Below are 22,978 nucleotides of genomic sequence, written 5' to 3'. Positions count from 1 at the left end.
GTCCGGAATTGCGTTAAAACAAAGAGATAGATCATTTCCGGGTTTCGAAGAAAAACGAAATGATCTAGCGTCCGCTGAGTGCGAAGGCGGAGCGCACGCGCGCGGCGATATCTTCCGCCAGAATGTCGTCGGCCAGATCAGGATCGGCGGTCATGCTTGTGACTTCGAAGGAGGTCACGGCGATCACAGATCCGTCTTCCACGGAGGCGGCATCGATGCTCACCTTCGCGACATTGCGGTCCTTCTGGAACCCGAGGCCCTTTGCGATGGAAACGATGCGGATCGTCAGCACCACACGCGGCAATTCGCTGGTACGGACCGTCCCGCGAATCGCGGCATTGACACGATCGCTGATGCCGGAAAGCAATTCCGCCGACATAGTCGTGCTCGAGAGCACGACGGCGCCGCGCACGTCATAGACAGGCTTTTCCTGCTTCTTCGGCATGAGGCTGGCGCAGGCCGTTAGCGCCACGCATGCAAGCGCTATCAGGCAAAATCTCAACCTCGGCCAATTCATTCCAAATTCCCGCACATCCCCGTCTGGAGTCGCAGATTTGGTCATAAAGCCCATCAACGCAATATGATTCAGGCCCTTAGCGCGAAAAAAACATCCGTCGCGGCTTTGAAATCCTCAAAACGCTTGGCCCGGCGCTGCTCGGCTTCTTCGTCGCTTCCCCAATGTTCGATGGTCCAGTCCTCATCGAGATGGGCGAGCGACCAGGCTTCGTCAGGCGTGATCTCGCCTTCGGCAATGGCAAGCGCCAGCAGCGCCGAACCGGTGATCGTCGTTACCGTGTGTAGGGCCGCCAGCTCCAGTGCGCTGTCGTGCCGGCGCAATGCCGAGCCGAAGGCGGCGATTGCCTCGCGTGGCTGCTCATGATGCATCACGCCCTCGACGAGGATGAAGCGCGCGCCGAGTTCTGCGGCCGCCCAGTCGAGCACCGGATCCCAGCGCTCAGTCTGCCGCTCTACGAGCCTTTCCGGGCCATCGGCGCGGTAGCAGAGCAGATCGCTCGATGAAAAGCGCAGGATATCCTCGAAGACGGCCTGTGTGTCGGTCGCGACACCATCGATTGCCGTGTTGACGAGGCGCGTCACCGGCATCAGCGACGGATCGATCACCTCGGCCTGCGCATCCCATTCGGCGGCAACGAGCTTTGCCAGCGTCTCGCTCGGCACGGCCAGGATCTGACGGGCGGGCGTGCGCACCATCTTGCCATCGAGTTCGATCGCAAAACCATCCTCGTGGGGCGCCACGGCAACCGCCTGATAGAAGCGCTTCGGCAGCGGCTTCTTCATCTGGATCTGCGCGCGGCGGATCGGATCGGGATGGCTCAGGCCTTCGGAAAGGTCGTTCAGCAGGTCGCGCATGGGCTCACCTCAGGAAAAATGGCGCAATATCTCGTTCGGATGATAGGCAATCGCATCGGCGCCGTTGGCGATCAGCTCATCCACGCTGGCATAGCCCCAGGCAACGCCGATCGCCTTGGCACCGGCAGCCTTTGCCATCTGCATATCGTAAATCGCGTCACCGATGACAATGGCATCAGCAGCATTCATTCCGGTTTCGTCGCAGCACTCCGTCACCATGGCCGGATGCGGTTTGGAGGGGCAATCGTCGGCGGTGCGCGCGACGGTGAAATGCTTGTCGAAGCCGTGAGTTTCCATGACAAGGTTCAGCCCGCGCCGGGACTTGCCGGTCACCGCGCCGATCAACAGATCCTCGCGCCCGCTGATGGCGTCGATCATCTCGCGGATGCCGGGAAAGAGCGGCTCCCGGTAGTCGAGATCCTGCCGCACGACCGAAAACAGCGATTTGTAATGCGCCGTCATGTCGATATCTTCCTGCTCGACATGCGGCTTGCCCTGCATGCGGGCAATGGCGATATCCAGCGTCAGACCGATAATGGCCTTGGTGTCTTCAAATCGCGGTTCCGGCTTGCCGAACTTATCGAAGGTGCGGCGCATTGTTTCGTGGATCAGCCCGGCGCTGTCGACCAGCGTGCCGTCGCAATCAAAAAGCGCGAGCTTCATTCGCTGTCCCTTTCAGCGCCTGCGAGGTCGAGACCGAGAAGGTTCCAGGTCTGCACCATATGCGGTGGCAGTGGCGCGCTAACGCGCAGGCGCCCGCCCGAGGGGTGCGGAATGTCGATGTGACGCGCGTGCAGATGCAGCTTCTTCTGGATACCGCCGGGGAAATCCCAGTTGGGATCCTCGTCGTAATATTTCGGATCGCCGATGATCGGGTGGCCGATATGCAGTGCATGGACGCGCAGCTGGTGGGTGCGGCCGGTATAGGGCTCCATCTCCAGCCATGCGAGGTTCTGTGCCGCCGTCTCCAGGACGCGGTAGAAGGAAATCGCGTGATCGGCGCCATCCTCACCGTGCTTGGCAATGCGCATGCGGTCACCATCGGCCGTCGGTTCCTTGACGAGCCAGGTCGAGATCTTGTCCTCGTGCTTGCGCGGTACGCCCTTCACCAGCGCCCAGTAGGTCTTCTTGGTGTCGCGCTCGCGGAAGGCGGCCGTCAGCTTCTGGGCGGCACCGCGCGTACGGGCAATGACGAGTACACCTGATGTATCGCGATCGAGGCGGTGAACGAGGCGTGGCTTCTCGCCCTTCGGGCTGGTCCATGCTTCCAGCATCTGGTCGATGTGCCTTGCGACACCTGAGCCGCCCTGCACCGCAAGGCCGGGCGGCTTGTTGAGCACGATGACCTTTTCGTCTTCATGCAGCACCATGCGGGAGAGAAGCTCGAAATCACTCGAATGCTTGAGGTCCTTGCCGGCGATCGGCCCGGACTTCGCCTTGGCATCGACATCGAGTGGCGGTATGCGCACCATCTGGCCGGGCTGCACACGCGCATCCGATTTGACGCGGCCGCCATCGACACGCACCTGGCCGGAGCGCAGAAGCTTCTGCAGCGGGCCGAAGCCGAGCCCCGGATAGTGGATCTTGAACCAGCGGTCGAGCCGCATGCCCGCTTCATCGGGCTCCACCTTGATGTGTTCTATACCTGCCATGGAATTCTTTCGGAAAATATGGGCGCGGTCGGAGCCGGCGCCTCTCTTGCCGCTGCCTTTAGAGCATTTTTCACAAAACGGAAATCGGAATCGAAATCAGAGCAACACGCGCATCAGGCCGAGGCCGGCCATAACAGCCACCATCGAAAGCCCGACGCTTGCCGCGATATAAATGCCGCCGGCAAAAACCTCACCGCGCTCGAACAATGTGATCGCATCCAGAGAGAAGGCTGAGAAGGTGGTGAAGCCGCCGAGGAAGCCGGTGATCAGCAGCAGCCTCAGCTCCACCGATGCATTGAAACGGCGCATGATCATCTCGGCAAAGACACCGATGATGAAGCAGCCGACGACATTGACGATAAGCGTGCCCCATGGAAAGCCAGGCCCCATGAGCCGCAACGAACCCAGGCCGACATAATATCTCAGAAGCGAACCGATTGCGCCGCCGACCGCGACGAGCAGAGCCTGGAACATGCCTCCGGTTTATTGCGATTCCATCCTGATTCCAATCGCATCTGCGGAATTCTTACCATCCGGTAAAATGCGAATGATTTTCTTAAGCCGAACGCGAAGATCGCACCGGTATGACGGGCGCATGACACAGCTTGTTTCCATATCGGCAAGTACAGCTGCCCTCGCCTTCGAATCCCTGCGCATTCCTCAGCGCGTGGCGACGAGCACGGCCGCGCGGGAGGCCCGAAAGATTGCCGAACGCCAGCTCAATCAAAGCGGCGAAGATCCGGAAGAATCGACCAATATCATCCAGAATACCGAAGTTGCGCTTGATCTCATGACCAAGGGTTATCGGCAGCCACAGGCAGGCTTGCAGCAGGCCCTGCAGTCCTACGAGGATGTCTGAGATTTAAATATTGCTGGGAGGAGCAAGGCTCGCGACTTTGGTCGCGGGCTTTTGTTTTTCAGCACTTATTTGCCTTGGGCCGACAGCACGTTCAGCACCAGATCGACCTTTCCAGCCTTTTCGAAAGTCAGTGTGACCGGTACTTTGTCGCCCTGCTTGAAGGGCGTCTTCACTTTCTGGAACATCAGATGCAGGTTGCCGGGCGAAAGCTCCACGGTCTGGCCCGCGGGAACCGCAATGCCATCCTTCAGCTCGCGCATCTTCATGACATTGTCCTTCATGGCCATCTCGTGAAGCTGTACCGCGCCGGCATCGGGCGACGTGACCGACACAAGGCGGTCATCGGTCGAGCCGTTGTTCTTCACTGTGAAGAAGCCGCCGCCAACGGGTTGGCCGGGCAGCATCGCTTTGGCAAAACCGCCGGAGACTTCGAGATCGCCGACTTTCACGACGTCGCCGTCAGCGGCCATGTTCATGGAACCCATGTTGCCCATGTCCATGCCCTGCATGTGCTGATGGTCCTGGCCGACAGCGGATCCGGCAAAGCCGCAAGCGCAAAGCAGCGCCGCCAAAGCTGATGTCCTGACAATCTTCATCGAATATCTCCTCGCTCTCAGAGCCTTTCCTGATCAGAATGTTTCAATCTGATCAGGAAAGGCTCTCGGCTGCCGATAGCCAATTTCGCCTGCGAACGCAAAAGCCCATTTGCCCCGGACCGCAACCGGCTTTTTAGAGTCGCGACAAAAATTTGTGCGGTCGCGACATTTTGCTTGCCAAGGCCTGCCACCGCCGGATAATTGCCGCAACCTTGTTGGGAGAATCCGGCGCGAGATGCCGGTGCCGAAGGAGCAACCGCCCCGGAAACTCTCAGGCAAAAGGACCACAAGGGGCAGACGGAACTCTGGAGAGTGGCGTTCTCGAAACGCCCGCCGAAGGGATAACAATCTCAGGCACAGGGACAGAGGGGGCTCAAGGAGACAAGGCGCAACCGCGCCTTCAGTTTTGAGCCCGCGCCCGGAATATCCGGCGCAAACACCGGAGGCGTCGTTTGGACGATACTGCTGCCCTCAAGAAAACCCCGCTACACGCGCTGCACCTGTCGCTCGGCGCCCGCATGGTGCCTTTCGCAGGCTATGACATGCCGGTGCAGTATCCGGCCGGTGTCATGAAGGAACACCTGCAGACCCGCAACGCTGCCGGCGTGTTCGATGTCTCCCATATGGGCCAGCTCATCATCAAGGCGAAGTCCGGCAAGTATGAGGATGCAGCGCTTGCGCTCGAAAGCCTCGTACCCGTCGATATTCTCGGTCTTGCCGAAGGGCGCCAGCGCTACGGTTTTTTCACGGATGAGAATGGCGGTATCCTCGACGACCTGATGATCGCCCATCTCGACGACCACCTCTTCGTCGTCGTCAACGCTGCCTGCAAGGAACAAGACATCGCGCACCTGCAGAAGCATCTTTCCGACACCTGCGAGATCACCGTCCTCGACCGCGGCCTGATCGCACTGCAGGGCCCGCGCGCCGTCGAAGCGCTGGCTGAACTCTGGGCAGATGTCGCCGCCATGAAGTTCATGGACGTGCGTCACTGCCGCCTGCACGACGTTTCCTGTCTCGTCTCGCGTTCCGGCTATTCCGGCGAGGACGGCTTTGAAATCTCCATTCCCGCCGACAAGGCCGTGGATGTCACCAACCGGTTGCTCGAGCATCCCGATGTCGAGCCGATCGGCCTTGGCGCCCGCGACTCGCTGCGCCTCGAAGCCGGCCTCTGCCTCTATGGCAACGACATCGACACGACCACCTCGCCGGTCGAGGCGGCCATCGAATGGGGCATGCAGAAGGCCCGCCGCACCGGCGGTGCGCGCGCCGGCGGTTTCCCGGGTGCAGATCGCATTCTCGGCGAGCTGGACAAGGGTGTGGCCCGCAAGCGCGTCGGCCTGAAGCCTGAGGGCAAGGCGCCGGTGCGTAGCCATGCCAAGCTCTATGCCGATGCCGAGGGCAAGACCGAGATCGGCGAAGTCACCTCGGGTGGTTTCGGCCCCTCCGTCGAAGGCCCTGTCGCCATGGGCTATGTTCCGGTCTCCCATGCCGCAGCCGGCACGCAAGTCTATGCCGAAGTGCGTGGCAAGTATCTGCCTGTCACCGTTTCCGCCCTTCCCTTCATCACGCCGACCTACAAACGCTGACCCCTATTGCGAGAGGATTTTTCCATGCTGAAATTTACTGCTGAACATGAATGGCTGAAGCTCGAAGGCGATGTCGCGACCGTCGGCATCACCACCTACGCTGTCGAGCAGCTCGGCGACCTCGTTTTCGTGGAATTGCCTGAAGTCGGCGCTACCTTCTCCAAGGATGGCAATGCTGCGACAGTCGAATCCGTCAAGGCGGCTTCGGATGTCTACTGCCCGCTTGATGGCGAGGTCGTCGAGGTTAATCCGGCCATCGTCGCCGACCCGTCGCTCGTCAATTCCGATCCGCAGGGTGCTGGCTGGTTCTTCAAGCTCAAGCTCAAGAACCTTGCCGATGCCGATGGCCTGCTCGACGAAGCGGCTTATAAGGAGCTGACTGCGTAATGACGACGCCTACCGAATTCCAGTTCACCKACTATCAGCCCTATGACTTCGCCAACCGTCGTCATATCGGCCCCTCGCCGTCTGAAATGTCGGATATGCTCGGCACCATCGGCTACAAGAGCCTCGATGCGCTGATCGACGCCACCGTGCCGCCATCGATCCGCCAGAAGGCGCCGCTCCTCTGGGGCGCGCCGATGACGGAGCGTGAAGCGCTCGACAAGCTGCGCGAAACCGCCAACAAGAACAAGGTTCTGACCTCGCTGATCGGCCAGGGCTATTACGGCACGATCACGCCGCCGGTCATCCAGCGCAACATCCTGGAAAACCCGGCCTGGTACACGGCCTACACGCCCTACCAGCCGGAAATCTCTCAAGGGCGCCTTGAAGCGCTCCTGAACTACCAGACGATGATCTGCGACCTGACCGGCCTCGACGTCGCCAACGCCTCGCTGCTCGATGAAGCGACGGCCGCTGCCGAAGGCATGGCCATGGCCGAGCGTGTCTCCAAGTCGACGGCCAGGGCATTCTTCGTCGATGCCGACTGCCATCCGCAGACGATCGAGCTGATCAAGACCCGTGCCGAGCCGCTCGGCTGGAGCGTTATCGTCGGCAATCCCTTCACCGATCTCGATCCGGTCGATGTCTTCGGCGCAATCTTCCAGTATCCGGGTACGCACGGCCATGTGCGCGATTTCACCGGCCTGATCTCCCGCCTGCACCAGACGGGCGCCATCGCTGTCGTTGCCGCTGATATCCTGTCGCTGACGCTTCTGAAGTCGCCGGGCGAAATGGGTGCCGATATCGCGATCGGTTCCTCGCAACGCTTCGGCGTTCCGGTCGGCTACGGTGGCCCGCATGCCGCCTATATGTCGGTCAAGGACGCCATCAAACGCTCCATGCCCGGCCGTCTCGTCGGCGTTTCCGTCGATGCCCGCGGCAACCGTGCCTATCGCCTGTCGCTGCAGACGCGCGAACAGCATATCCGCCGCGAGAAGGCGACGTCGAACATCTGCACCGCGCAGGTTCTGCTCGCCGTGATGGCCTCCATGTACGCCGTCTTCCATGGTCCGAAGGGCATCAAGGCGATCGCCCAGCAGGTCCACCAGAAGGCTGTGCTGATGGCCAAGGGACTGGAGAAGCTCGGCTACAGGGTCGAGCCTGATACCTTCTTCGACACGATCACCGTCGATGTCGGCCACATGCAGGGCCTCATCCTGCGTGCAGCCGTCGCCGAAGGCGTCAACCTTCGCAAGGTCGGTCAGACGAAGATCGGCATGTCGCTCGACGAACGCACCCGCCCGGCAACGCTGGAAGCCGTCTGGCGCGCCTTCGGCGGCAATTTCCAGATTGCCGATTTCGAGCCGTCCTATCGCCTGCCGAAGGATTTGCTGCGCACCAGCGAATACCTGACACATCCGATCTTCCACATGAACCGCGCCGAAAGCGAAATGACCCGCTACATCCGCCGGCTCTCGGACCGCGATCTGGCGCTCGACCGCTCGATGATCCCGCTCGGCTCCTGCACGATGAAGCTGAACGCCACGGCCGAAATGCTGCCGATCACCTGGCCGGAATTTTCCGACATCCATCCTTTCGTGCCGGCCGACCAGGCGCTCGGCTATCGCGAAATGATCGATGACCTGACGGCAAAGCTCTGCGCCGTCACCGGCTACGACGCCTTCTCCATGCAGCCGAATTCCGGCGCGCAGGGCGAATATGCGGGCCTTTTGACCATCCGCAATTACCACATTGCAAACGGCCAGGGTCATCGCGACGTCTGCCTCATCCCGACCTCGGCGCACGGTACCAATCCGGCTTCGGCCCAGATGGTCGGCATGAAGGTCGTGGTCGTGAAGGTCCGTGAAAACGGCGATATCGACCTCGACGATTTCCGCGCCAAGGCGGAGCAGTATGCGGATAATCTCTCCTGCTGCATGATCACCTATCCGTCGACGCATGGCGTGTTCGAGGAAACCGTCAAGGAAATCTGCGACCTCGTGCATCAGCACGGCGGTCAGGTCTATCTCGACGGCGCCAACATGAACGCCATGGTCGGTCTGTCTCGCCCTGGTGACATCGGCTCCGACGTCTCGCACCTCAACCTGCACAAGACGTTCTGCATCCCACATGGCGGCGGCGGTCCGGGCATGGGCCCAATCGGCGTCAAGTCGCATCTGGCGCCTCATCTGCCCGGCCATCCGGAAACGGACGGCCGTTCGGGTGCGGTCTCCGCAGCAGCTTTCGGCTCGGCCTCCATCCTGCCGATCTCCTGGAGCTACTGCCTGATGATGGGCGGCGAAGGCCTGACGCAGGCGACGAAGGTTGCGATCCTCAACGCCAACTATATCGCGGCTCGTCTGAAGGGCGCTTACGACGTGCTCTACAAGTCGGCTGCCGGCCGTGTGGCGCATGAATGCATCATCGACACCCGCCCGCTGGTCGACAGCTGCGGCGTGACCGTCGATGACGTCGCCAAGCGCCTGATCGACTGCGGCTTCCATGCACCGACCATGAGCTGGCCGGTTGCCGGCACGCTGATGATCGAGCCGACGGAATCCGAGACCAAGGCCGAACTCGACCGCTTCTGCGAAGCGATGCTGGCGATCCGTCAGGAAGCCCGCGACATCGAAGAGGGACGTTCGGACAAGCTGAACAACCCGTTGAAGAACGCTCCGCATACGGTCGAAGACCTTGTCGGCGAATGGGATCGCCCCTATTCGCGCGAACAGGCCTGCTTCCCGCCCGGTGCCTTCCGCGTGGACAAGTACTGGTCGCCGGTCAACCGCGTCGACAACGTCTATGGCGACCGCAACCTGATCTGCACCTGCCCGCCGGTTGAGGCCTACGCAGAGGCAGCTGAATAGCAGTCAGGCCAGACGCCCAGCGTTGAGCAATCCAAGCCCCTTCCATCATGGGAGGGGCTTTCCTAATTCTGATAGAGAATGCGCGAAGAAAGGCCACAACAAATGCCCCAGGATCAAAGCGAAGCCAGAATGCAGGCGCCATGGTCGAAGCCTGTACTCCTCGCCCTCGAAGAGCCCGACCAATACGTGACCATCGATAATACCCAGGCTGCCTCCTGGGCGATGATCGAGGACTGGCCGACGGAAGATGGCGCCGCACTCGACCAGGCGCTGCTGATCTGCGCCGACGTCATCAAGGGCAAGCGCACCGGCGAGGATGCACGCAAAGCATTCATCGCCGCCGCAGTCGAAGCGGGCCTCGATATCAAGGCCTGAACGGCGGCTATTGGCAAGGAGCTGCGGAGACGGATGATGCGCAGCTATGCATTCCTGACGATGAAGGACAGCCGCCAGACTTTTTCGGGACTTTCATCCGCACTTGTGAACCATTTTCGGTTCTCTGCGTAACTATCGTTGCTGGACGCTGTAAAACCAGCAGGGAGAAGGGTCGCCTGCCCCTGTACCGGGCACCCTTCTCCTGTATCGCCTTACGCGCCGGGTTAACCTTACTCTCGAACCGTCGATCGAAACTCCGTACGCCTGCGAACGTAATTTCTGGCACAAAGACACTACGCCCCTCGTAGCTCAACGTAAGAGCAGCTGTCTGGTTTGCAGCCGATCCAGGTTCAATTCCTCGGCAGGGGCACCAGTTTCCCAGTCCCCCTGCTTTCTATCTGCGTCGAAGCGGGACGATTTGCTGCTTAGAAGCGCTCGCCAACCAGCTCTTCGCTCCTGGCCCACAATGCCTTGGCCGTCTCGGGATTTAGCGCGTAGGAACGCACCCCCTCGGAAATCGGGCTGATCTCGGCATCCGTCACTTCGGAGACGTGGCAATTCTCGCAATATCTGCCGCCGACCGCATCTGCCGGGGCGACGAAACCTGCCCAGACGGAGGTAGCCGCACCTTGGGGAATCGTCTTCCACTGGAAGGGCGGTTTGCCCTCGGCGGCGAGTGCCGCATTGATCTGCGCCATTATGCCTTCGATCATGCCGGGGTCGAGATGACGGCCGAGCTCGGTCTGGATGCCGCCGGGATGCAGTGCCGTTGCACGGATGCCGCGCTCGCCAAGACGCCGGTCGAGCTCCACCGCGAACAGGATATTTGCGGTCTTCGACTGGGCATAGGCTGCCCAGGGCTCATAGGTCTTGCTCTCGAAATTGAGGTCGTCGAGGCTGAAAGGTGCCATGCGATGGCCCGAGGATGCGACGATCACCACGCGGCCGCCCGATTTGACGAGTGACGCGATGCGGTTGACCAGCACGAAATGACCGAGATGGTTGGTGCCGAACTGCGTTTCGAAACCATCGGCGGTGTGGCCGAAGGGAGCGGCCATCACGCCGGCATTGGCAATGACGACATCGAAGGGGCGGCCATCCGCAATGAGCGCGTCGGCGCAGGCGCGCACGCTTGCCAGAGAGGCAAGATCGAGCTCGACGATATCGAGGCTGCCGCCATTGGCAGCATCCGCGCGCACGACTTCCGTTGCCGCCCTCGCCTTTTCAATGTCACGTGCCGTGCCCACCACCTGCGCCCCGTGGGCTGCCAGCACGCGTGCGGTTTCCACGCCGAGGCCAGCCGAAACACCCGTCACCAGCACGCGCTTGCCCCTGAGATCGACGCCGGCGAGCACTTCGTCGGTGGTCGATGTCGCGCCAAAAAGTCCACTCATGATTATCTCCTTGATCATGGACGCACCGCTCCGGACTGGTGAACCATTGCCCACCGGCCTCAAATGGAATAAAAGGAGGATGCCTCCAGATAAATACGGAGGGTACCTCCGTTTATCAAGGGGACTTCTCGTAAATGGCCGAAAAAAGTGACGGGTCCACCGTCCGAAAGCCGCGTGCGGATGCCGAACGCAACCGCCTTCTGTTGATGGAAACGGCAAAGACCGTATTTGCCGAAAAGGGTTCCAGCGCCAGCCTGGAGGAAATCGCCCGCATTGCCGGCGTCGGCATCGGTACGCTCTATCGTCATTTCCCGACGCGCGATGCACTGGTTTCCGCCATCTACCGCAATGAGACGGCGCAGCTTGCCGCTGCCGCCAAAAGCCTCGCCGAAACGCATCCGCCTGTCGAAGCGCTCCGCCTGTGGCTGGTCCAGTTCGTCGACTATGTGGTGACGAAACATGGCATGTCGGAAGTGCTGGATTCGCTTGTTGGCGGCACCTCCGAGCTCTATGCGGATTCTGCCGATTTGATTATCGGTGCCGTCAATCTGCTGGTGGAGCGCGCAGTCGCCACCGGAGAAATCCGTCTGGCGATGGACCCTCTCGACATTTTGCGCGCGCTGGCGGGCGGCGCGAGCATCAGCTGCGGCCCGGCCTGGCGGACTGCAGCAAGGCAACTCATCGATATCCTGATTGCGGGTATGAGAGCCGGTCGCTGAGGCTGTCGTGCCATTCCGGCACAGCCGCCCCAGATCCCCTCGCCTTTCGCTAACCGAAGCCGTTCAGCATTCCCTAAATCCTTGTCGGTAAAACGCTGGATGTCCGGAAATAGGGAAACGGTCGATGAGCATTTCTGCAATTACGCATACGGCTCTCTCGGGAATGCTGGCGCAGTCGACGCGCGCAAGTGCGATCGCCAACAATGTCGCCAATGCGAGTACGCCGGGTTATGGCCGGCTGAACACCAGCTTCCAGTCCGTCGAACCTTCAGGCGTGCAGGCAAGCGTCACCGAGACGGATCAGGGCGTGGATTTCGCGACCGAGCTGACCGACCTCGTCGAGACCGAACAGAGCTACAAGGCAAACGCATCAGTCTTTGAGACCGGGGCCGATCTCTGGGATGTGCTGATGAGCATCAAGCGCGATTAAAGCGCCCTTCGCTATACGATCGAATAAGCCACCGAACCGAGCGCCACCGCGCCGAAGGCGATCAGCATATAGCTCGTCGCTCGGCCGACTTTCGCCGTGAAATCGGCCGAGAGCCGGTCTCTTRCAAGGCTGACCGCGCCACTGAGGCAAAACCACCAGAGGAGCGACCCCAGGAAGACGCCCGAGACGATCATCGCCGAGCTGAAGCGGCGCGTCTCTTCGGTCAGGCCGAGGCCGGCAAACAGCGCTCCGAAGGAGAGGATCGTCGCCGGATTGGAGATGGTCAGCAGGAAGGTCGAGATGGTCGTGTGCAGGAAGTCGGCCGCATCGATCTTCGCAGCCTTTATCTTTCCTTTGTTCTTCAGTCCCCGCCAGCCGAGCCAGAGCAGCATCAGCCCGCCGCCGAGTGCCAGCGGAATAGTGGCTGTCGACATGGCCTCGGAGAAAACAGCAATCCCGGTCACCGCGACCAGCGCGTAGCTCGCGTCACCCAGCGCCGTCCCCAGCCCGCCGGAAAAACCGTACCAGAACCCCTTCTCGAGGCTTCTGTTGATGCAGAGCGTTCCGATCGGCCCGAGCGGCGCGGTGATGATGACGCCCAGCAGGGCGCCCTTCAGGAACAGAAAGAGCATTGTCCGCTTCGTTTCTTCTTGGTCGCTTGTCGGTCTCGGACAGGCTCATAAAAATCAAAAGGCCGCCAATTATGGCGGCCTTCAGGCAATTTCAATGAAAAATTGCTTAGCATGTCGCGCAAAAGTGTGCAGCGGTTTCGCGATAACGATATGCGCAAAACAAAGACTTAAAGCGCGTCAAGCGATCTGAAAGATCGCGACACGCTTTAATGCTGAGCCGGAACCACGGCATCGCCGCGTGCGGCAAGCGCTGCCAGGTCGGCGGGCTTCAGCTCGACGGACTCACCGCAGCCGCAGGCCGATGTCTGGTTCGGATTGGTGAAGATGAAGCCGGAACGTAGCGTCGTCGTTTCGAAGCCGAGTTCGGTGCCGAGCAGGTAGAGAACGGCTGACGGCTCGATCCAAACCTTGGCACCGTCACGCTCGATCAGGTCGTCCTTGGCATTGGCCTCCATCACCAGGTTGATGGTATATTCCATCCCGGCGCAGCCGCCTTTCTTGATACCGACACGAATGCCCTTGGCATCCGGTCCACCGTTGCCAACGATCGCCTTCACGCGTTCTGCGGCAGCTTCCGTCATGCTCATTACTGCAAAGCCCATGGGCTCAATCTCCTTCCACAACCGGGGTCAAGATCCGGTGCTTCATGATTCAATGTAAGGCGATCACCTTAATCGATCAATACCAGCCGACAGCGACCTGCGCCTCTTCGGACATGCGCTCCGGCGTCCACGGCGGATCGAAGGTCATGGCGACCTCGACGCCCGAAACGCCTTCAACAGCGCCGACGGCATTTTCCACCCATCCCGGCATTTCGCCGGCAACCGGGCAGCCGGGGGCCGTCAGCGTCATCATGATCTTCACCATGCGGTCGTCTTCGATGTCGATCTTGTAGATGAGGCCGAGCTCGAAGATGTCTGCTGGAATTTCCGGGTCATAGACGGTCTTGAGAGCGCCGATCACGTCGTCGCTGAGACGCGCCAGCTCCGCTTCGGGAATGCTGGAATGCACGATGCCTTCGCGTACGTCGATCTTCTCTTCATTCAGGCTCATGGCTTCTTCCTCAAGCAAAGAACTTGCGCGCATAGTCGAGCGCATCTGCGAGCGCATCCACCTCGGCGCGGGTATTATACATGCCGAAGGATGCACGGCATGTGGAGGTCACGCCGAAGCGTTTCAAGAGCGGCATGGCGCAATGCGTGCCAGCGCGAACGGCAACACCCTGGCGGTCGATCACCATCGAGACGTCATGGGCATGAATGCCCGCCAACTCGAAGGAGAAGATGGCGCCCTTGCCGGGCGCATTGCCGAAGACGCGCAGCGAATTGACCGCCTTGAGCCGCTCCTCGGCATAGGCAGTCAGATCCGCCTCGTGGGCCGCGATATTCTCGCGGCCGATCTTGTCCATATAGTCGAGCGCATAACCAAGCCCGATCGCCTGCACGATCGGCGGCGTGCCAGCCTCGAAACGGTGCGGCGGATCATTATAGGTGACGATATCCTCGCTCACCTCGAAGATCATCTCGCCACCGCCCTGGAAGGGCCGCATCTCCTTCAGCCGGTCCTTCTTGCCGTAGAGCACGCCGATGCCCGACGGTCCGTAGAGCTTGTGGCCGGTCATGACGTACCAGTCGCAATCGATTTCCTGCACGTCGACAGGCAGATGCACCGCACCCTGCGAACCGTCGATCAGAACGGGAATGCCGCGCTCATGAGCGATGCGGCAGACTTCCTTGACCGGAACGATGGTGCCGAGCGCATTCGACATATGGGTGATTGCGACGAGCTTGGTCTTGTCGGTCAAGCTCTTCTCGAAATCCTCGATATGGAAGGCGCCTTCGTCATCGACGGGAACCCAGACGAGCTTGGCGCCCTGCCGTTCGCGGATGAAATGCCAGGGCACAATGTTGGAGTGGTGCTCCATGATCGTCAGCACGATCTCATCGCCCTCGCCGATCTTGGGCATGCCCCAACCGTAGGCGACGGTGTTGATCGCCTCGGTCGAGTTCTTGGTGAAGACGATGTCATCAACCGAAGGCGCGTTCAGGAAGCGGCGAACCTTTTCGCGCGCCGCTTCATAGGCTTCAGTTGCGGCATTCGACAGGTAGTGAAGGCCGCGATGCACATTGGCGTATTCGTGGCTGTAGGCATGCGAGATCGCATCGATCACCGCCTGCGGCTTCTGTGCGGAGGCGCCGTTGTCCAGATAGACCAGCGGCTTGCCATGCACCTTCTCCGCAAGGATCGGGAAATCCCTGCGGATGGCTTCGACATCATAGGCGGTTGCCGGTACGATCTTGTCCATGGCGATATCCGATCAGGCGTGCTTTTCCAGCCAGGCCGAAATGACGCCTTCCAGCGCCTCGACCAGGGCTTCGTCTTCCAATTCCTCGACGATCTCGGCAACGAAGGCGTTGACGAGCATCGCGCGCGCCTTGTTCTCCGGAATGCCGCGGGCCATCAGGTAGTAGAGATGGTTGTGGTCGATATCGGCAACCGTCGCACCATGGCCGCACTGCACGTCGTCGGCGAAGATTTCGAGCTCGGGCTTGACTGAGAATTCGGCATCGTCGGACATCAGCAGCGTGTTGCAGGCCATCTTGGCGTCGGTCTTCTGGGCATCGGGCGCGACCCGGATCATGCCCTGGAAGACGCCCTTGGCGCGATCGAAGACGACGTTGCGGATCACTTCCGTCGAGCCGGTGTGCGGCACGTCGTGGCCAAGCACCATCGTTACGTCCGTGTGCGTCTCGGCGCCGAGCAGATTGATGCCGCGCAGCGTCAGATCGGCGCCCTCGCCCGTCACCTTGATATTCAGCTCCTGGCGCACCAGCTTGCCGCCGGCATTGATGACGAAGAGCTTCAACTTGGCGTCAGCGCCGAGATCGACGCGGATCTGGCCGAGATGCGTATCCTCAGTCCCCTGCTGCTGCAGGATGATCCAGGTGAGCTCCGTGCCCTGCCCGACCGTTATGTCACTGACATGCGACACGAGTGCGGCATTGTCGGTCACCGACTGGTGACGCTCGATGACGACACCCTTCACATTGGCGCCGAAGGCAACCGGTAGGCGGGTATGAATGTCGCCGCCGGCATGCACGAACTGGATTTCCAGCGGCTCTTCGAACTCGGTGCCATCGGGCACGTCGATCACATAGCCATCCTTAACGAAGCTGCCGTTGATGCGGCCGACCGCATCGTCGCGGCTGAGCGCGTCGAGATTGGCGGCGGCCGAACCGTCGGTCAGCTTTTCGGAATAGACCGAAACCGAGAGATCGCCGGCAGAAGCCTTGTGATCAGGCTTGCCCTGGATCACGGCAAGAACCGGCGAACCATCGACCAGCGGCTCCAGCGCTTCTGAGCCGGCGTCACCCGCCTGGGCCGGAATGTTGCGCAGCAGGTTCTTCAGGTCCGTATAGTGCCAGGCCTCGACGCGGCGCGTCGGCAGGCCTTCCCTCTTCAGGTCGTCGAGCAGCCGGTCGCGCAGCGCAGTGACCGCGCCATTGCCCGGCAGTTCGCCGATCTGCTGGTTGAACGCTTCGATCAGCGCCGCTTCGGCCGCGGTCAGGCGGCTCGTCGTTTGCATGTTCATGGACGTCGTCCTTTCCGCCACGCTCAGGCTGCGGCGCCGATGATGTCGGCGTAACCGTTGGCTTCCAGCTCATGGGCCAGCGTCTTGTCGCCGGACTTGATGACCTGGCCCTTGTAGAGAACGTGCACGGTATCCGGCACGATATAGTCGAGCAGGCGCTGGTAGTGGGTAATGACGATAACGGCGCGATTTGGCGAACGCAGCGCGTTGACCCCATCGGCCACGACCTTCAGGGCGTCGATGTCGAGGCCGGAGTCGGTTTCGTCGAGCACGCAAAGCTTCGGCTCAAGCAGCGCCATCTGCAGGATTTCGGCGCGCTTCTTTTCGCCGCCGGAGAAGCCGACGTTCAGCGGGCGCTTCAGCATCTCGGTGTTGATCTGCAGCTTGGCCGCAGCGTCCTTGACCCGGCGCATGAAGTCCGGCGTCGTCAGCTCGTCTTCGCCGCGTGCCTTGCGCTGCTCGTTCATCGCCACCTTCAGGAACTGCATGGTGGCGACACCAGGAATTTCGACAGGATACTGGAAGGCCAGGAAGATGCCCTTGGAGGCGCGCTCGGACGGATCGAGCTCGAGGATGCTCTCGCCATTATAGAGAATGTCGCCCTCGGTGACTTCGTAATCGCTGCGGCCGGACAGCACATAGGAGAGCGTCGACTTGCCGGAGCCGTTCGGGCCCATGATGGCGGCAACTTCGCCGGCCTTCACCGTGAGGTTCAGGCCACGGATGATCTCGGTGCCATCTTCGGCGATGCGGGCATGAAGGTTCTTGATTTCAAGCATCTTTGGTTCCTGCGTTTGGTCTGCGTAGCTCATCGGAGCCTCGCGCAATTTCTAAGACATCTGCATATTGTGCTCGGCGCTACCGCCAAAAGAAACGAATGACACGGAGAAACGCGACCGTTATGAGCCAAGGCCCTTCGAGAAATTCCGGGATATCCGGAAACATCTTTGCCGATTTTTCCATGCGCTGCCGGAGAAACATATAAGGCTGCTCCGGCGGCACTGCTGTCTCGTATCTTTGCTCGCGGGGGCCTATCTTCGACAGGATCTCTCCGCGCATATTCGTCAGGCGTTCAAGAATTCGCTTCTTGTCCGCCTCGCTCATGTCAGCCGACGCTGCCTTCGAGCGAGATGCTGATCAGCTTCTGCGCCTCGACGGCGAATTCCATCGGCAGTTCCTGCAGAACTTCCTTGACGAAGCCGTTGACGATCAGCGCGATCGCAGCCTCGGTCGGAATGCCGCGCTGCAGGCAGTAGAACAGCTGGTCTTCGGAGATCTTCGAGGTGGTCGCCTCGTGCTCGAACTGCGCCGTCGAATTTTTCGCCTCGATATAGGGCACCGTATGGGCACCGCACTTGTCGCCGATCAGCAGCGAGTCGCATTGCGTGAAGTTGCGTGCGTTCGAGGCCTTGCGGTGGGCGGAGACCTGGCCGCGATAGGTGTTCTGCGAAACGCCGGCGGCGATGCCCTTGGAGACGATGCGGCTCGACGTGTTCTTGCCGAGATGGATCATCTTGGTACCGCTGTCGATCTGCTGATGGCCGTTGGACACGGCGATCGAGTAGAACTCGCCTCTGGAGTCATCGCCGCGCAGGATGCAGGACGGATACTTCCAGGTGATGGCGGAACCGGTCTCGACCTGCGTCCAGGAGATCTTCGAACGGTCGCCGCGGCAATCGCCACGCTTGGTGACGAAGTTGTAGATGCCGCCCTTGCCGTTCTTGTCGCCCGGATACCAGTTCTGGACGGTGGAATACTTGATCTCGGCATCGTCGAGCGCGATGAGCTCGACCACGGCGGCATGCAACTGGTTTTCATCGCGCTGCGGCGCGGTGCAGCCTTCGAGGTAGGAGACGTAAGCGCCTTCCTCGGCGATGATCAGCGTGCGCTCGAACTGGCCGGTGTTCTTCTCGTTGATGCGGAAGTAGGTGGAAAGCTCCATTGGGCAACGCACGCCCTTCGGCACGAAGACGAAGGAACCGTCGGTGAAGACGGCCGAGTTCAGCGTCGCATAGTAGTTATCGGTCGTCGGGACGACGGAGCCGAGGTACTTGCGCACGAGATCCGGCTGCTCGCGGATGGCTTCCGAGATCGACATGAAGATCACGCCGGCCTTCTTCAGCTCTTCCTTGAAGGTCGTTACGACCGACACGGAATCGAACACTGCATCGACCGCGATCTTCGGCTTCTGCACGCCGGCCAGGATTTCCTGTTCCTTCAGTGGAATGCCGAGCTTCTCGTAGACCTTGAGGATTTCAGGATCGACGTCTTCGATCGACTTCGGACCCGGCGTGCTCTTCGGCGCCGCGTAATAGTGGATCTCGTTGAAATCGATCTTCGGGTAGTCGACGCGCGCCCAGGTGGGCTCGTCCATCGTCAGCCAGCGCTTGTAGGCTTCAAGGCGCCATTCGAGCATCCATTCCGGCTCCTGCTTCTTGGTGGAAATCAGGCGGATGATGTCTTCGGAAAGGCCCTTGGGTGCCTTGTCCATTTCGATGACGGTTTCGAAGCCGTATTTATACTGGTCCACGTCGATTTCGCGGACGCGATCGACTGTTTCCTGGACAGCAGGCATGTCACTCTCCAATCTCGCCGGATAAAAGGTCCGGCAGCTTGTCAGTGGGGCAATTACTTACCCCTGATGTAAGTGGCCAAAAGGGACTTTTCAGCCCTGTTGGCAAGTAGAAATTTGCGTTTCCGCAAGTTTGTGAGGCGTTCAGGCCGCCTCGCCCGCCAGCTTTCGCCGGGAGGCAATCTTGGCGAAGGCTGCAATCGCCCTGTCCACGTCTTCTTTCGTCGTCGAAAAGCCGAGCGACATGCGCAGAGCCCCGAGCTTCGGATCACGGCCCATCGCCGTCAGCACATGGCTTTCGCCTACCCTGCCGGAGGAGCAGGCCGAACCCGCTGAAAGTGCCACGCCTTCAAGATCGAAGGCGATCTGACCGGTCTCCGCCTTCATGCAGGGAAGCGTGAAGAAAATGGTGTTGGCGACGCGCGGGCCGCCGGCGCCGTAAATGATGACGTCGGGTGCTGCCGCGCGCATGCCGGCTTCCAGCCGGTCGCGCAGCACGGCAATCGCAGCATTGCGCTCCTCAAGGTTCTGCAGCACGGCTTCCGCCGCAGCCCCGAAACCGATCAGCGCCAGAGAATTCTGTGTCCCTGACCGGTGACCCTTCTCCTGCCCGCCGCCGCGGATCAGCGCCTTCGGCATCAGCGCTTCGCCGCGGGTGACGAGTGCGCCGGCGCCCTTCGGGCCGCCGATCTTGTGGGAGGAAATGATCATGAAATCCGCGCCGATCTGCCCGATCTCGATCGGCAGACGGCCGGCCGCCTGCACCGCATCGACCACGAAGAGCCCGCCATGCGCGCGCACGATCCTGCCCGCCTCTTCAACCGGCTGGACGATGCCAGTCTCGTTGTTGACGAACATGATCGCCACCATGGGCAGGCCCGTCGTCTTGTCGTGAGCATCGAGCAGGTCGGAAAGCGCTTTCAGATCGACGACGCCGGCATCCGTCACCGGAATCTCGGTCGTCCTGTCCTTCGGGAAACGGCCACCTTCGCGGACTGCCAAATGCTCGACGGCGGAATGATAGAGACGACCGAGCTTCAGCGGCGTGCGGCCCATGCTGAATTCTGGTGTCAGCACCATGTTGGCCGCTTCGGTCGCACCACTGGTGAAGATCACATTGGCGGGGTCGGACCCCGTCAGCAGCGCAATCTTGCGGCGCGCGCTCTCGATGGCGGCGCGGGCGGCACGGCCCTCGCCATGCACGGAATTTGGATTGCCGAACACGTCTATGGCGCGCATGATCGCGTCACGCGCTGCAGGGTGCATCGGCGATGTTGCGTTCCAATCGAGATAAAGGCGTGGCGGCGCCATTGTCTTCGGTCCTGCGCTTGACGAGCTTGCTTCGGGCGCGGCGGTGCATTTTTCTTGAAATTTCCGCCGGGCTTGCCTTATGACACGTTCCACGCTGCGTGGATCGCCATGCAAGTTTCGAATTGTTCTAAACTGCGTTTTAGAAAAGCTGACAACTGTCGTCAAGTCATGTTGTCGCCAAACGTGGCGTGAACGCGAAATAAAACCCGGAGTACCGATGCCCGAAGTTATTTTCAACGGCCCAGCCGGCCGTCTCGAAGGCCGCTACCAGCCCTCCAAGGAAAAAAGCGCACCGATCGCCGTCATTCTGCACCCGCATCCGCAGTTTGGTGGCACGATGAACAACCAGATCGTCTACCAGCTCTTCTACATGTTCCAGAAGCGCGGTTTTACGACATTGCGCTTCAATTTCCGGGGCATCGGCCGCAGCCAGGGCGAATTCGACCATGGTGCGGGTGAGCTTTCGGATGCCGCCTCCGCGCTCGACTGGGTGCAGAGCTTGCATCCCGATTCGAAGACCTGTTGGGTCGCCGGCTACTCCTTCGGCTCCTGGATCGGCATGCAGCTTCTGATGCGCCGTCCGGAAATCGAAGGTTTCATGTCGATTGCCCCGCAGCCGAATACCTATGACTTCTCGTTCCTGGCGCCCTGCCCGTCCTCCGGCCTGATCATCAATGGCGAATCGGACAAGGTAGCCCCCGAAAAGGACGTCAATGGCCTCGTCGAGAAGCTCAAGACGCAGAAGGGCATCCTCATCACCCACCGCACGGTGCCTGGCGCCAACCACTTCTTCAACGGCCAGGTCGACACGCTGATGGCCGAGTGCGAGGATTATCTTGACCGCCGCCTGAACGGCGAGCTGGTGCCGGAACCGGCAGCCAAGCGCATCAGGTAACGGCCTGCCGCATGGCGGCCGTCATCTCGAATTCCACGCCCTTGATACCTTCGATAAAGATCGGCCCGCGCTCTCGCATGCCGATCTTTTTTAATACGTGCTGCGAGGTGAGATTGTCGGGGTGCGTAAAAGCGATGAAATGCGGCGCAAGATCTCTCGCGAAGAACCAGTCGGCAAGGCTTGCTGCGATTTCCGTCGCATAGCCTTTACCCCATTCTCGGGCGTAGAAAGCATAACCCATCTCATACTCGCCGGTGTGGTAGATCGAGATCCCGGCACGTCCGATGAAGTGGCCGTCCTGTCGGCTGACGATCTTGTATTTCGTCGTACCGTCGCGCGCCTGCTCGGCAAGATATGTTCGCAGCCGCTCCTCGCACTTTTCGCGTGACCAGGGCGCTCCGCCAGACATGTAGCGTGTCGTCTCGATTGTCGAATGCAGGTCGTGGATCAGGTCGGCATCGCCGTCCTCCCACATCCGAGCGACAAGGCGCGGCGTTTCGAAAATGACTTCCCCGCTCATCTGGCCGGCTCCGCCAGGACACCACCGCTTACCGGCTGGTTGACGCCCGTCGTGCCGGGATAGGTGAGCGGCAGTCCCTCCAGCGAGCGCACGGCCAGATAGGCCCAGGCTTCCGCCTCCATCGCATCTCCGTCGAAACCGGCCTCTTCTGCAGTGATGACACGAGAACCGGTCTTCCCGGCCATATCGGCAAACTCCGCCATGATTGTCCCATTCAGCCGTCCGCCGCCGCAGACGATGTAGACCGAAGGGCTCTCGGGCAGATAGGAGGCGCATTTGACGATCGAGGCGGCAGCTACATGCGCAAGCGTGCGCGCGCCATCCTCCAGGCTCGCCTCGCCATCTGCCAGCGGATTGAAATCGCCACGGTCGAGCGAGCGCCGGATATTGCCCTTGAAGAACGGGCTGCCGAGATAACGGGCGGCAATATCGGGCACCACCTGTCCGCGCCCGGCGATCTCGCCGCCGGGATCGTAGGTCTTCCCGGTCTGCATCTCCACCCACTGGTCGATCAGCGTATTGCCGGGGCCACTGTCGAAGGCGGCAATGCGCCCTTCTGCGCCGATATAGGTGAGGTTCGAAATGCCACCGATATTGACGAAGCAGACGGCCTGCCCTTCCTTCTGAAACCGGCCGGCAAGGGCGGCGTGATAGGCCGGCACCAGCGGTGCGCCCTGCCCGCCATGCACCATGTCATTGGCGCGCATATCATAGACAACGGGAATGCCTGATCGTTCGGCCAGAAGCTGCCCGTCGCCGATCTGGATCGTCAGCGCGTCGTCCGGCCGGTGCAGCACGGTCTGGCCGTGAAAGCCGAGCACATCGACATCACCGCTGCTAAGGCCAAATTTACCGAGAAATGCCGTAACGGCATCTGCATGACGTTCGGTCAGTTCGATTTCTATTTCACGCAGTTCGTGCGGCCGCGCAGTGCGATCGGTCAGCGGCCGGGCCAAATCCAGCGCGCGCTTCAGCCTCTCGCGAAAACCGCCGTCATAGGCCACCCCCAGGAACGGTCCGCGCTCGATGAAGCCTCGCCCGTCCGTCCGCAGAAGCGCCACATCGATGCCGTCCATCGAGGTGCCGCTCATCAAGCCGATCGCAGTCCTGACGATATCCATTGCGCCGCGAGCCTTTCATGCGATTCCCGGATGCACTTTTGGAAAAACAGTGCTAAACGCGCCGCGACGGTTCAACAAGCGTCAATCCCAAATCCCGTT

At 60.8% G+C, this 22,978-nt stretch carries 25 protein-coding genes, 1 tRNA gene, 1 pseudogene and 1 riboswitch; of the genes and pseudogenes, 9 read left to right on the top strand and 18 right to left on the bottom strand.

Translation table 11 applies throughout. The features are described from left to right. Nucleotides 1-64: 64 nt before the first annotated feature. From AC1DTN_RS18810 to crcB, 5 genes are all read right to left on the bottom strand, one after another. A complete protein-coding gene (locus AC1DTN_RS18810; RefSeq protein WP_477922035.1) occupies nt 65-517 on the bottom strand; it encodes a hypothetical protein in 453 nt (150 codons plus the stop codon). A gap of 68 nt (nt 518-585) precedes the next feature. Beyond that, the gene (locus AC1DTN_RS18805; protein WP_477922034.1) at nt 586-1,371 is read right to left on the bottom strand and encodes an ATP12 family chaperone protein; all 786 of its coding nucleotides are present in this window, start codon (nt 1,369-1,371) and stop codon (nt 586-588) included. 9 nt (nt 1,372-1,380) lie between these two features. Continuing rightward, the gene (locus AC1DTN_RS18800; protein WP_442205854.1) at nt 1,381-2,034 is read right to left on the bottom strand and encodes an HAD-IA family hydrolase; all 654 of its coding nucleotides are present in this window, start codon (nt 2,032-2,034) and stop codon (nt 1,381-1,383) included. Then, on the bottom strand, nt 2,031-3,023 hold the full coding sequence (locus tag AC1DTN_RS18795; protein ID WP_439015061.1) for an RluA family pseudouridine synthase: 993 nt from the start codon (nt 3,021-3,023) through the stop codon (nt 2,031-2,033). Before AC1DTN_RS18795 ends, AC1DTN_RS18800 begins: the two co-directional genes overlap by 4 nt. A gap of 96 nt (nt 3,024-3,119) precedes the next feature. Then, nucleotides 3,120-3,497 (bottom strand): fluoride efflux transporter CrcB, encoded by a 378-nt coding sequence (crcB, locus tag AC1DTN_RS18790; RefSeq protein WP_477922032.1) that lies wholly within the window; start codon nt 3,495-3,497, stop codon nt 3,120-3,122. Nucleotides 3,498-3,618: 121 nt separating this feature from the next. Here crcB and AC1DTN_RS18785 point away from each other — a divergent pair, with 121 nt between their 5' ends. Next, the gene (locus tag AC1DTN_RS18785) at nt 3,619-3,882 is read left to right on the top strand and encodes a hypothetical protein (RefSeq protein ID WP_113325596.1); all 264 of its coding nucleotides are present in this window, start codon (nt 3,619-3,621) and stop codon (nt 3,880-3,882) included. 65 nt (nt 3,883-3,947) lie between these two features. Here AC1DTN_RS18785 and AC1DTN_RS18780 read toward each other — a convergent pair. Then, nucleotides 3,948-4,424: pseudogene (locus AC1DTN_RS18780) on the bottom strand (copper chaperone PCu(A)C); the annotation flags it as partial. Nucleotides 4,425-4,683: 259 nt separating this feature from the next. Then, nucleotides 4,684-4,775: riboswitch (glycine riboswitch) on the top strand. Nucleotides 4,776-4,930: 155 nt separating this feature from the next. Here AC1DTN_RS18780 and gcvT point away from each other — a divergent pair. From gcvT to AC1DTN_RS18755, 5 genes are all read left to right on the top strand, one after another. Beyond that, nucleotides 4,931-6,067, top strand: coding sequence for a glycine cleavage system aminomethyltransferase GcvT (gene gcvT, locus AC1DTN_RS18775; RefSeq protein WP_477922030.1), 1,137 nt, complete (start codon nt 4,931-4,933; stop codon nt 6,065-6,067). A 24-nt stretch (nt 6,068-6,091) separates the two neighbouring features. After that, nucleotides 6,092-6,454, top strand: a complete 363-nt coding sequence (gene gcvH / locus AC1DTN_RS18770; protein WP_477922028.1) for a glycine cleavage system protein GcvH — start codon at nt 6,092-6,094, stop codon at nt 6,452-6,454. Then, a complete protein-coding gene (gcvP, locus tag AC1DTN_RS18765; protein WP_477922026.1) occupies nt 6,454-9,318 on the top strand; it encodes an aminomethyl-transferring glycine dehydrogenase in 2,865 nt (954 codons plus the stop codon). The genes gcvH and gcvP overlap by 1 nt, the downstream gene beginning before the upstream one ends. Before the next feature lie 129 nt (nt 9,319-9,447). Continuing rightward, nucleotides 9,448-9,693: a DUF982 domain-containing protein gene (locus AC1DTN_RS18760; RefSeq protein WP_442205922.1), complete on the top strand. Its 246-nt coding sequence runs from the start codon at nt 9,448-9,450 to the stop codon at nt 9,691-9,693. Nucleotides 9,694-9,990: 297 nt separating this feature from the next. Further along, nucleotides 9,991-10,066, top strand: a tRNA-Thr gene (locus tag AC1DTN_RS18755). Nucleotides 10,067-10,118: 52 nt separating this feature from the next. Here the strand turns inward: AC1DTN_RS18755 and AC1DTN_RS18750 are convergent. Then, nucleotides 10,119-11,087 carry an SDR family NAD(P)-dependent oxidoreductase gene (locus AC1DTN_RS18750; protein WP_477922025.1) on the bottom strand — a complete coding sequence of 323 codons (969 nt, stop codon included), beginning with the start codon at nt 11,085-11,087 and terminating at the stop codon, nt 10,119-10,121. A gap of 134 nt (nt 11,088-11,221) precedes the next feature. On the opposite strand from AC1DTN_RS18750, the gene AC1DTN_RS18745 reads away from it, so the two are divergent. Further along, nucleotides 11,222-11,806 (top strand): TetR/AcrR family transcriptional regulator, encoded by a 585-nt coding sequence (locus AC1DTN_RS18745; RefSeq protein WP_477922024.1) that lies wholly within the window; start codon nt 11,222-11,224, stop codon nt 11,804-11,806. Between the two features lie 124 nt (nt 11,807-11,930). Next, the gene (locus tag AC1DTN_RS18740; protein ID WP_113325603.1) at nt 11,931-12,236 is read left to right on the top strand and encodes a flagellar basal body protein; all 306 of its coding nucleotides are present in this window, start codon (nt 11,931-11,933) and stop codon (nt 12,234-12,236) included. Between the two features lie 11 nt (nt 12,237-12,247). Here AC1DTN_RS18740 and AC1DTN_RS18735 read toward each other — a convergent pair whose 3' ends face one another. The 9 genes from AC1DTN_RS18735 to AC1DTN_RS18695 all read right to left on the bottom strand — a co-directional run bounded on the left by AC1DTN_RS18735 (nt 12,248) and on the right by AC1DTN_RS18695 (nt 20,343). Then, complete coding sequence (locus tag AC1DTN_RS18735) at nt 12,248-12,868, bottom strand: LysE family translocator (protein ID WP_477922022.1); 621 nt, start codon at nt 12,866-12,868, stop codon at nt 12,248-12,250. 206 nt (nt 12,869-13,074) lie between these two features. Next, nucleotides 13,075-13,470: a Fe-S cluster assembly scaffold SufA gene (gene sufA / locus AC1DTN_RS18730; protein WP_113325605.1), complete on the bottom strand. Its 396-nt coding sequence runs from the start codon at nt 13,468-13,470 to the stop codon at nt 13,075-13,077. 76 nt (nt 13,471-13,546) lie between these two features. Further along, nucleotides 13,547-13,921, bottom strand: coding sequence for an SUF system Fe-S cluster assembly protein (locus AC1DTN_RS18725; protein ID WP_113325606.1), 375 nt, complete (start codon nt 13,919-13,921; stop codon nt 13,547-13,549). A 10-nt stretch (nt 13,922-13,931) separates the two neighbouring features. Further along, nucleotides 13,932-15,173 (bottom strand): cysteine desulfurase, encoded by a 1,242-nt coding sequence (locus tag AC1DTN_RS18720; protein ID WP_477922021.1) that lies wholly within the window; start codon nt 15,171-15,173, stop codon nt 13,932-13,934. 12 nt (nt 15,174-15,185) lie between these two features. Then, nucleotides 15,186-16,460, bottom strand: a complete 1,275-nt coding sequence (gene sufD, locus AC1DTN_RS18715) for a Fe-S cluster assembly protein SufD (RefSeq protein ID WP_477922019.1) — start codon at nt 16,458-16,460, stop codon at nt 15,186-15,188. Between the two features lie 23 nt (nt 16,461-16,483). Further along, nucleotides 16,484-17,239, bottom strand: coding sequence for a Fe-S cluster assembly ATPase SufC (gene sufC, locus AC1DTN_RS18710; protein ID WP_477922018.1), 756 nt, complete (start codon nt 17,237-17,239; stop codon nt 16,484-16,486). A gap of 79 nt (nt 17,240-17,318) precedes the next feature. Then, nucleotides 17,319-17,564 (bottom strand): hypothetical protein, encoded by a 246-nt coding sequence (locus tag AC1DTN_RS18705; RefSeq protein WP_439015075.1) that lies wholly within the window; start codon nt 17,562-17,564, stop codon nt 17,319-17,321. A gap of 1 nt (nt 17,565) precedes the next feature. After that, nucleotides 17,566-19,035 (bottom strand): Fe-S cluster assembly protein SufB, encoded by a 1,470-nt coding sequence (gene sufB / locus AC1DTN_RS18700; protein ID WP_310388190.1) that lies wholly within the window; start codon nt 19,033-19,035, stop codon nt 17,566-17,568. A 141-nt stretch (nt 19,036-19,176) separates the two neighbouring features. After that, nucleotides 19,177-20,343, bottom strand: coding sequence for a cysteine desulfurase family protein (locus tag AC1DTN_RS18695; RefSeq protein WP_477922016.1), 1,167 nt, complete (start codon nt 20,341-20,343; stop codon nt 19,177-19,179). 217 nt (nt 20,344-20,560) lie between these two features. On the opposite strand from AC1DTN_RS18695, the gene AC1DTN_RS18690 reads away from it, so the two are divergent. After that, nucleotides 20,561-21,238 carry an alpha/beta hydrolase gene (locus AC1DTN_RS18690; RefSeq protein WP_113325620.1) on the top strand — a complete coding sequence of 226 codons (678 nt, stop codon included), beginning with the start codon at nt 20,561-20,563 and terminating at the stop codon, nt 21,236-21,238. Here AC1DTN_RS18690 and AC1DTN_RS18685 read toward each other — a convergent pair. Next, the gene (locus AC1DTN_RS18685) at nt 21,231-21,758 is read right to left on the bottom strand and encodes a GNAT family N-acetyltransferase (protein WP_477922015.1); all 528 of its coding nucleotides are present in this window, start codon (nt 21,756-21,758) and stop codon (nt 21,231-21,233) included. The two genes, AC1DTN_RS18690 and AC1DTN_RS18685, sit on opposite strands and share 8 nt — an antisense overlap. Continuing rightward, nucleotides 21,755-22,879: an anhydro-N-acetylmuramic acid kinase gene (locus tag AC1DTN_RS18680; RefSeq protein ID WP_439015078.1), complete on the bottom strand. Its 1,125-nt coding sequence runs from the start codon at nt 22,877-22,879 to the stop codon at nt 21,755-21,757. The genes AC1DTN_RS18685 and AC1DTN_RS18680 overlap by 4 nt, the downstream gene beginning before the upstream one ends. Nucleotides 22,880-22,978: the final 99 nt, after the last annotated feature.

Source organism: Rhizobium sp. 01T444 (assembly GCF_056398305.1).
This window is presented reverse-complemented; position numbering and strand designations above follow the sequence as displayed.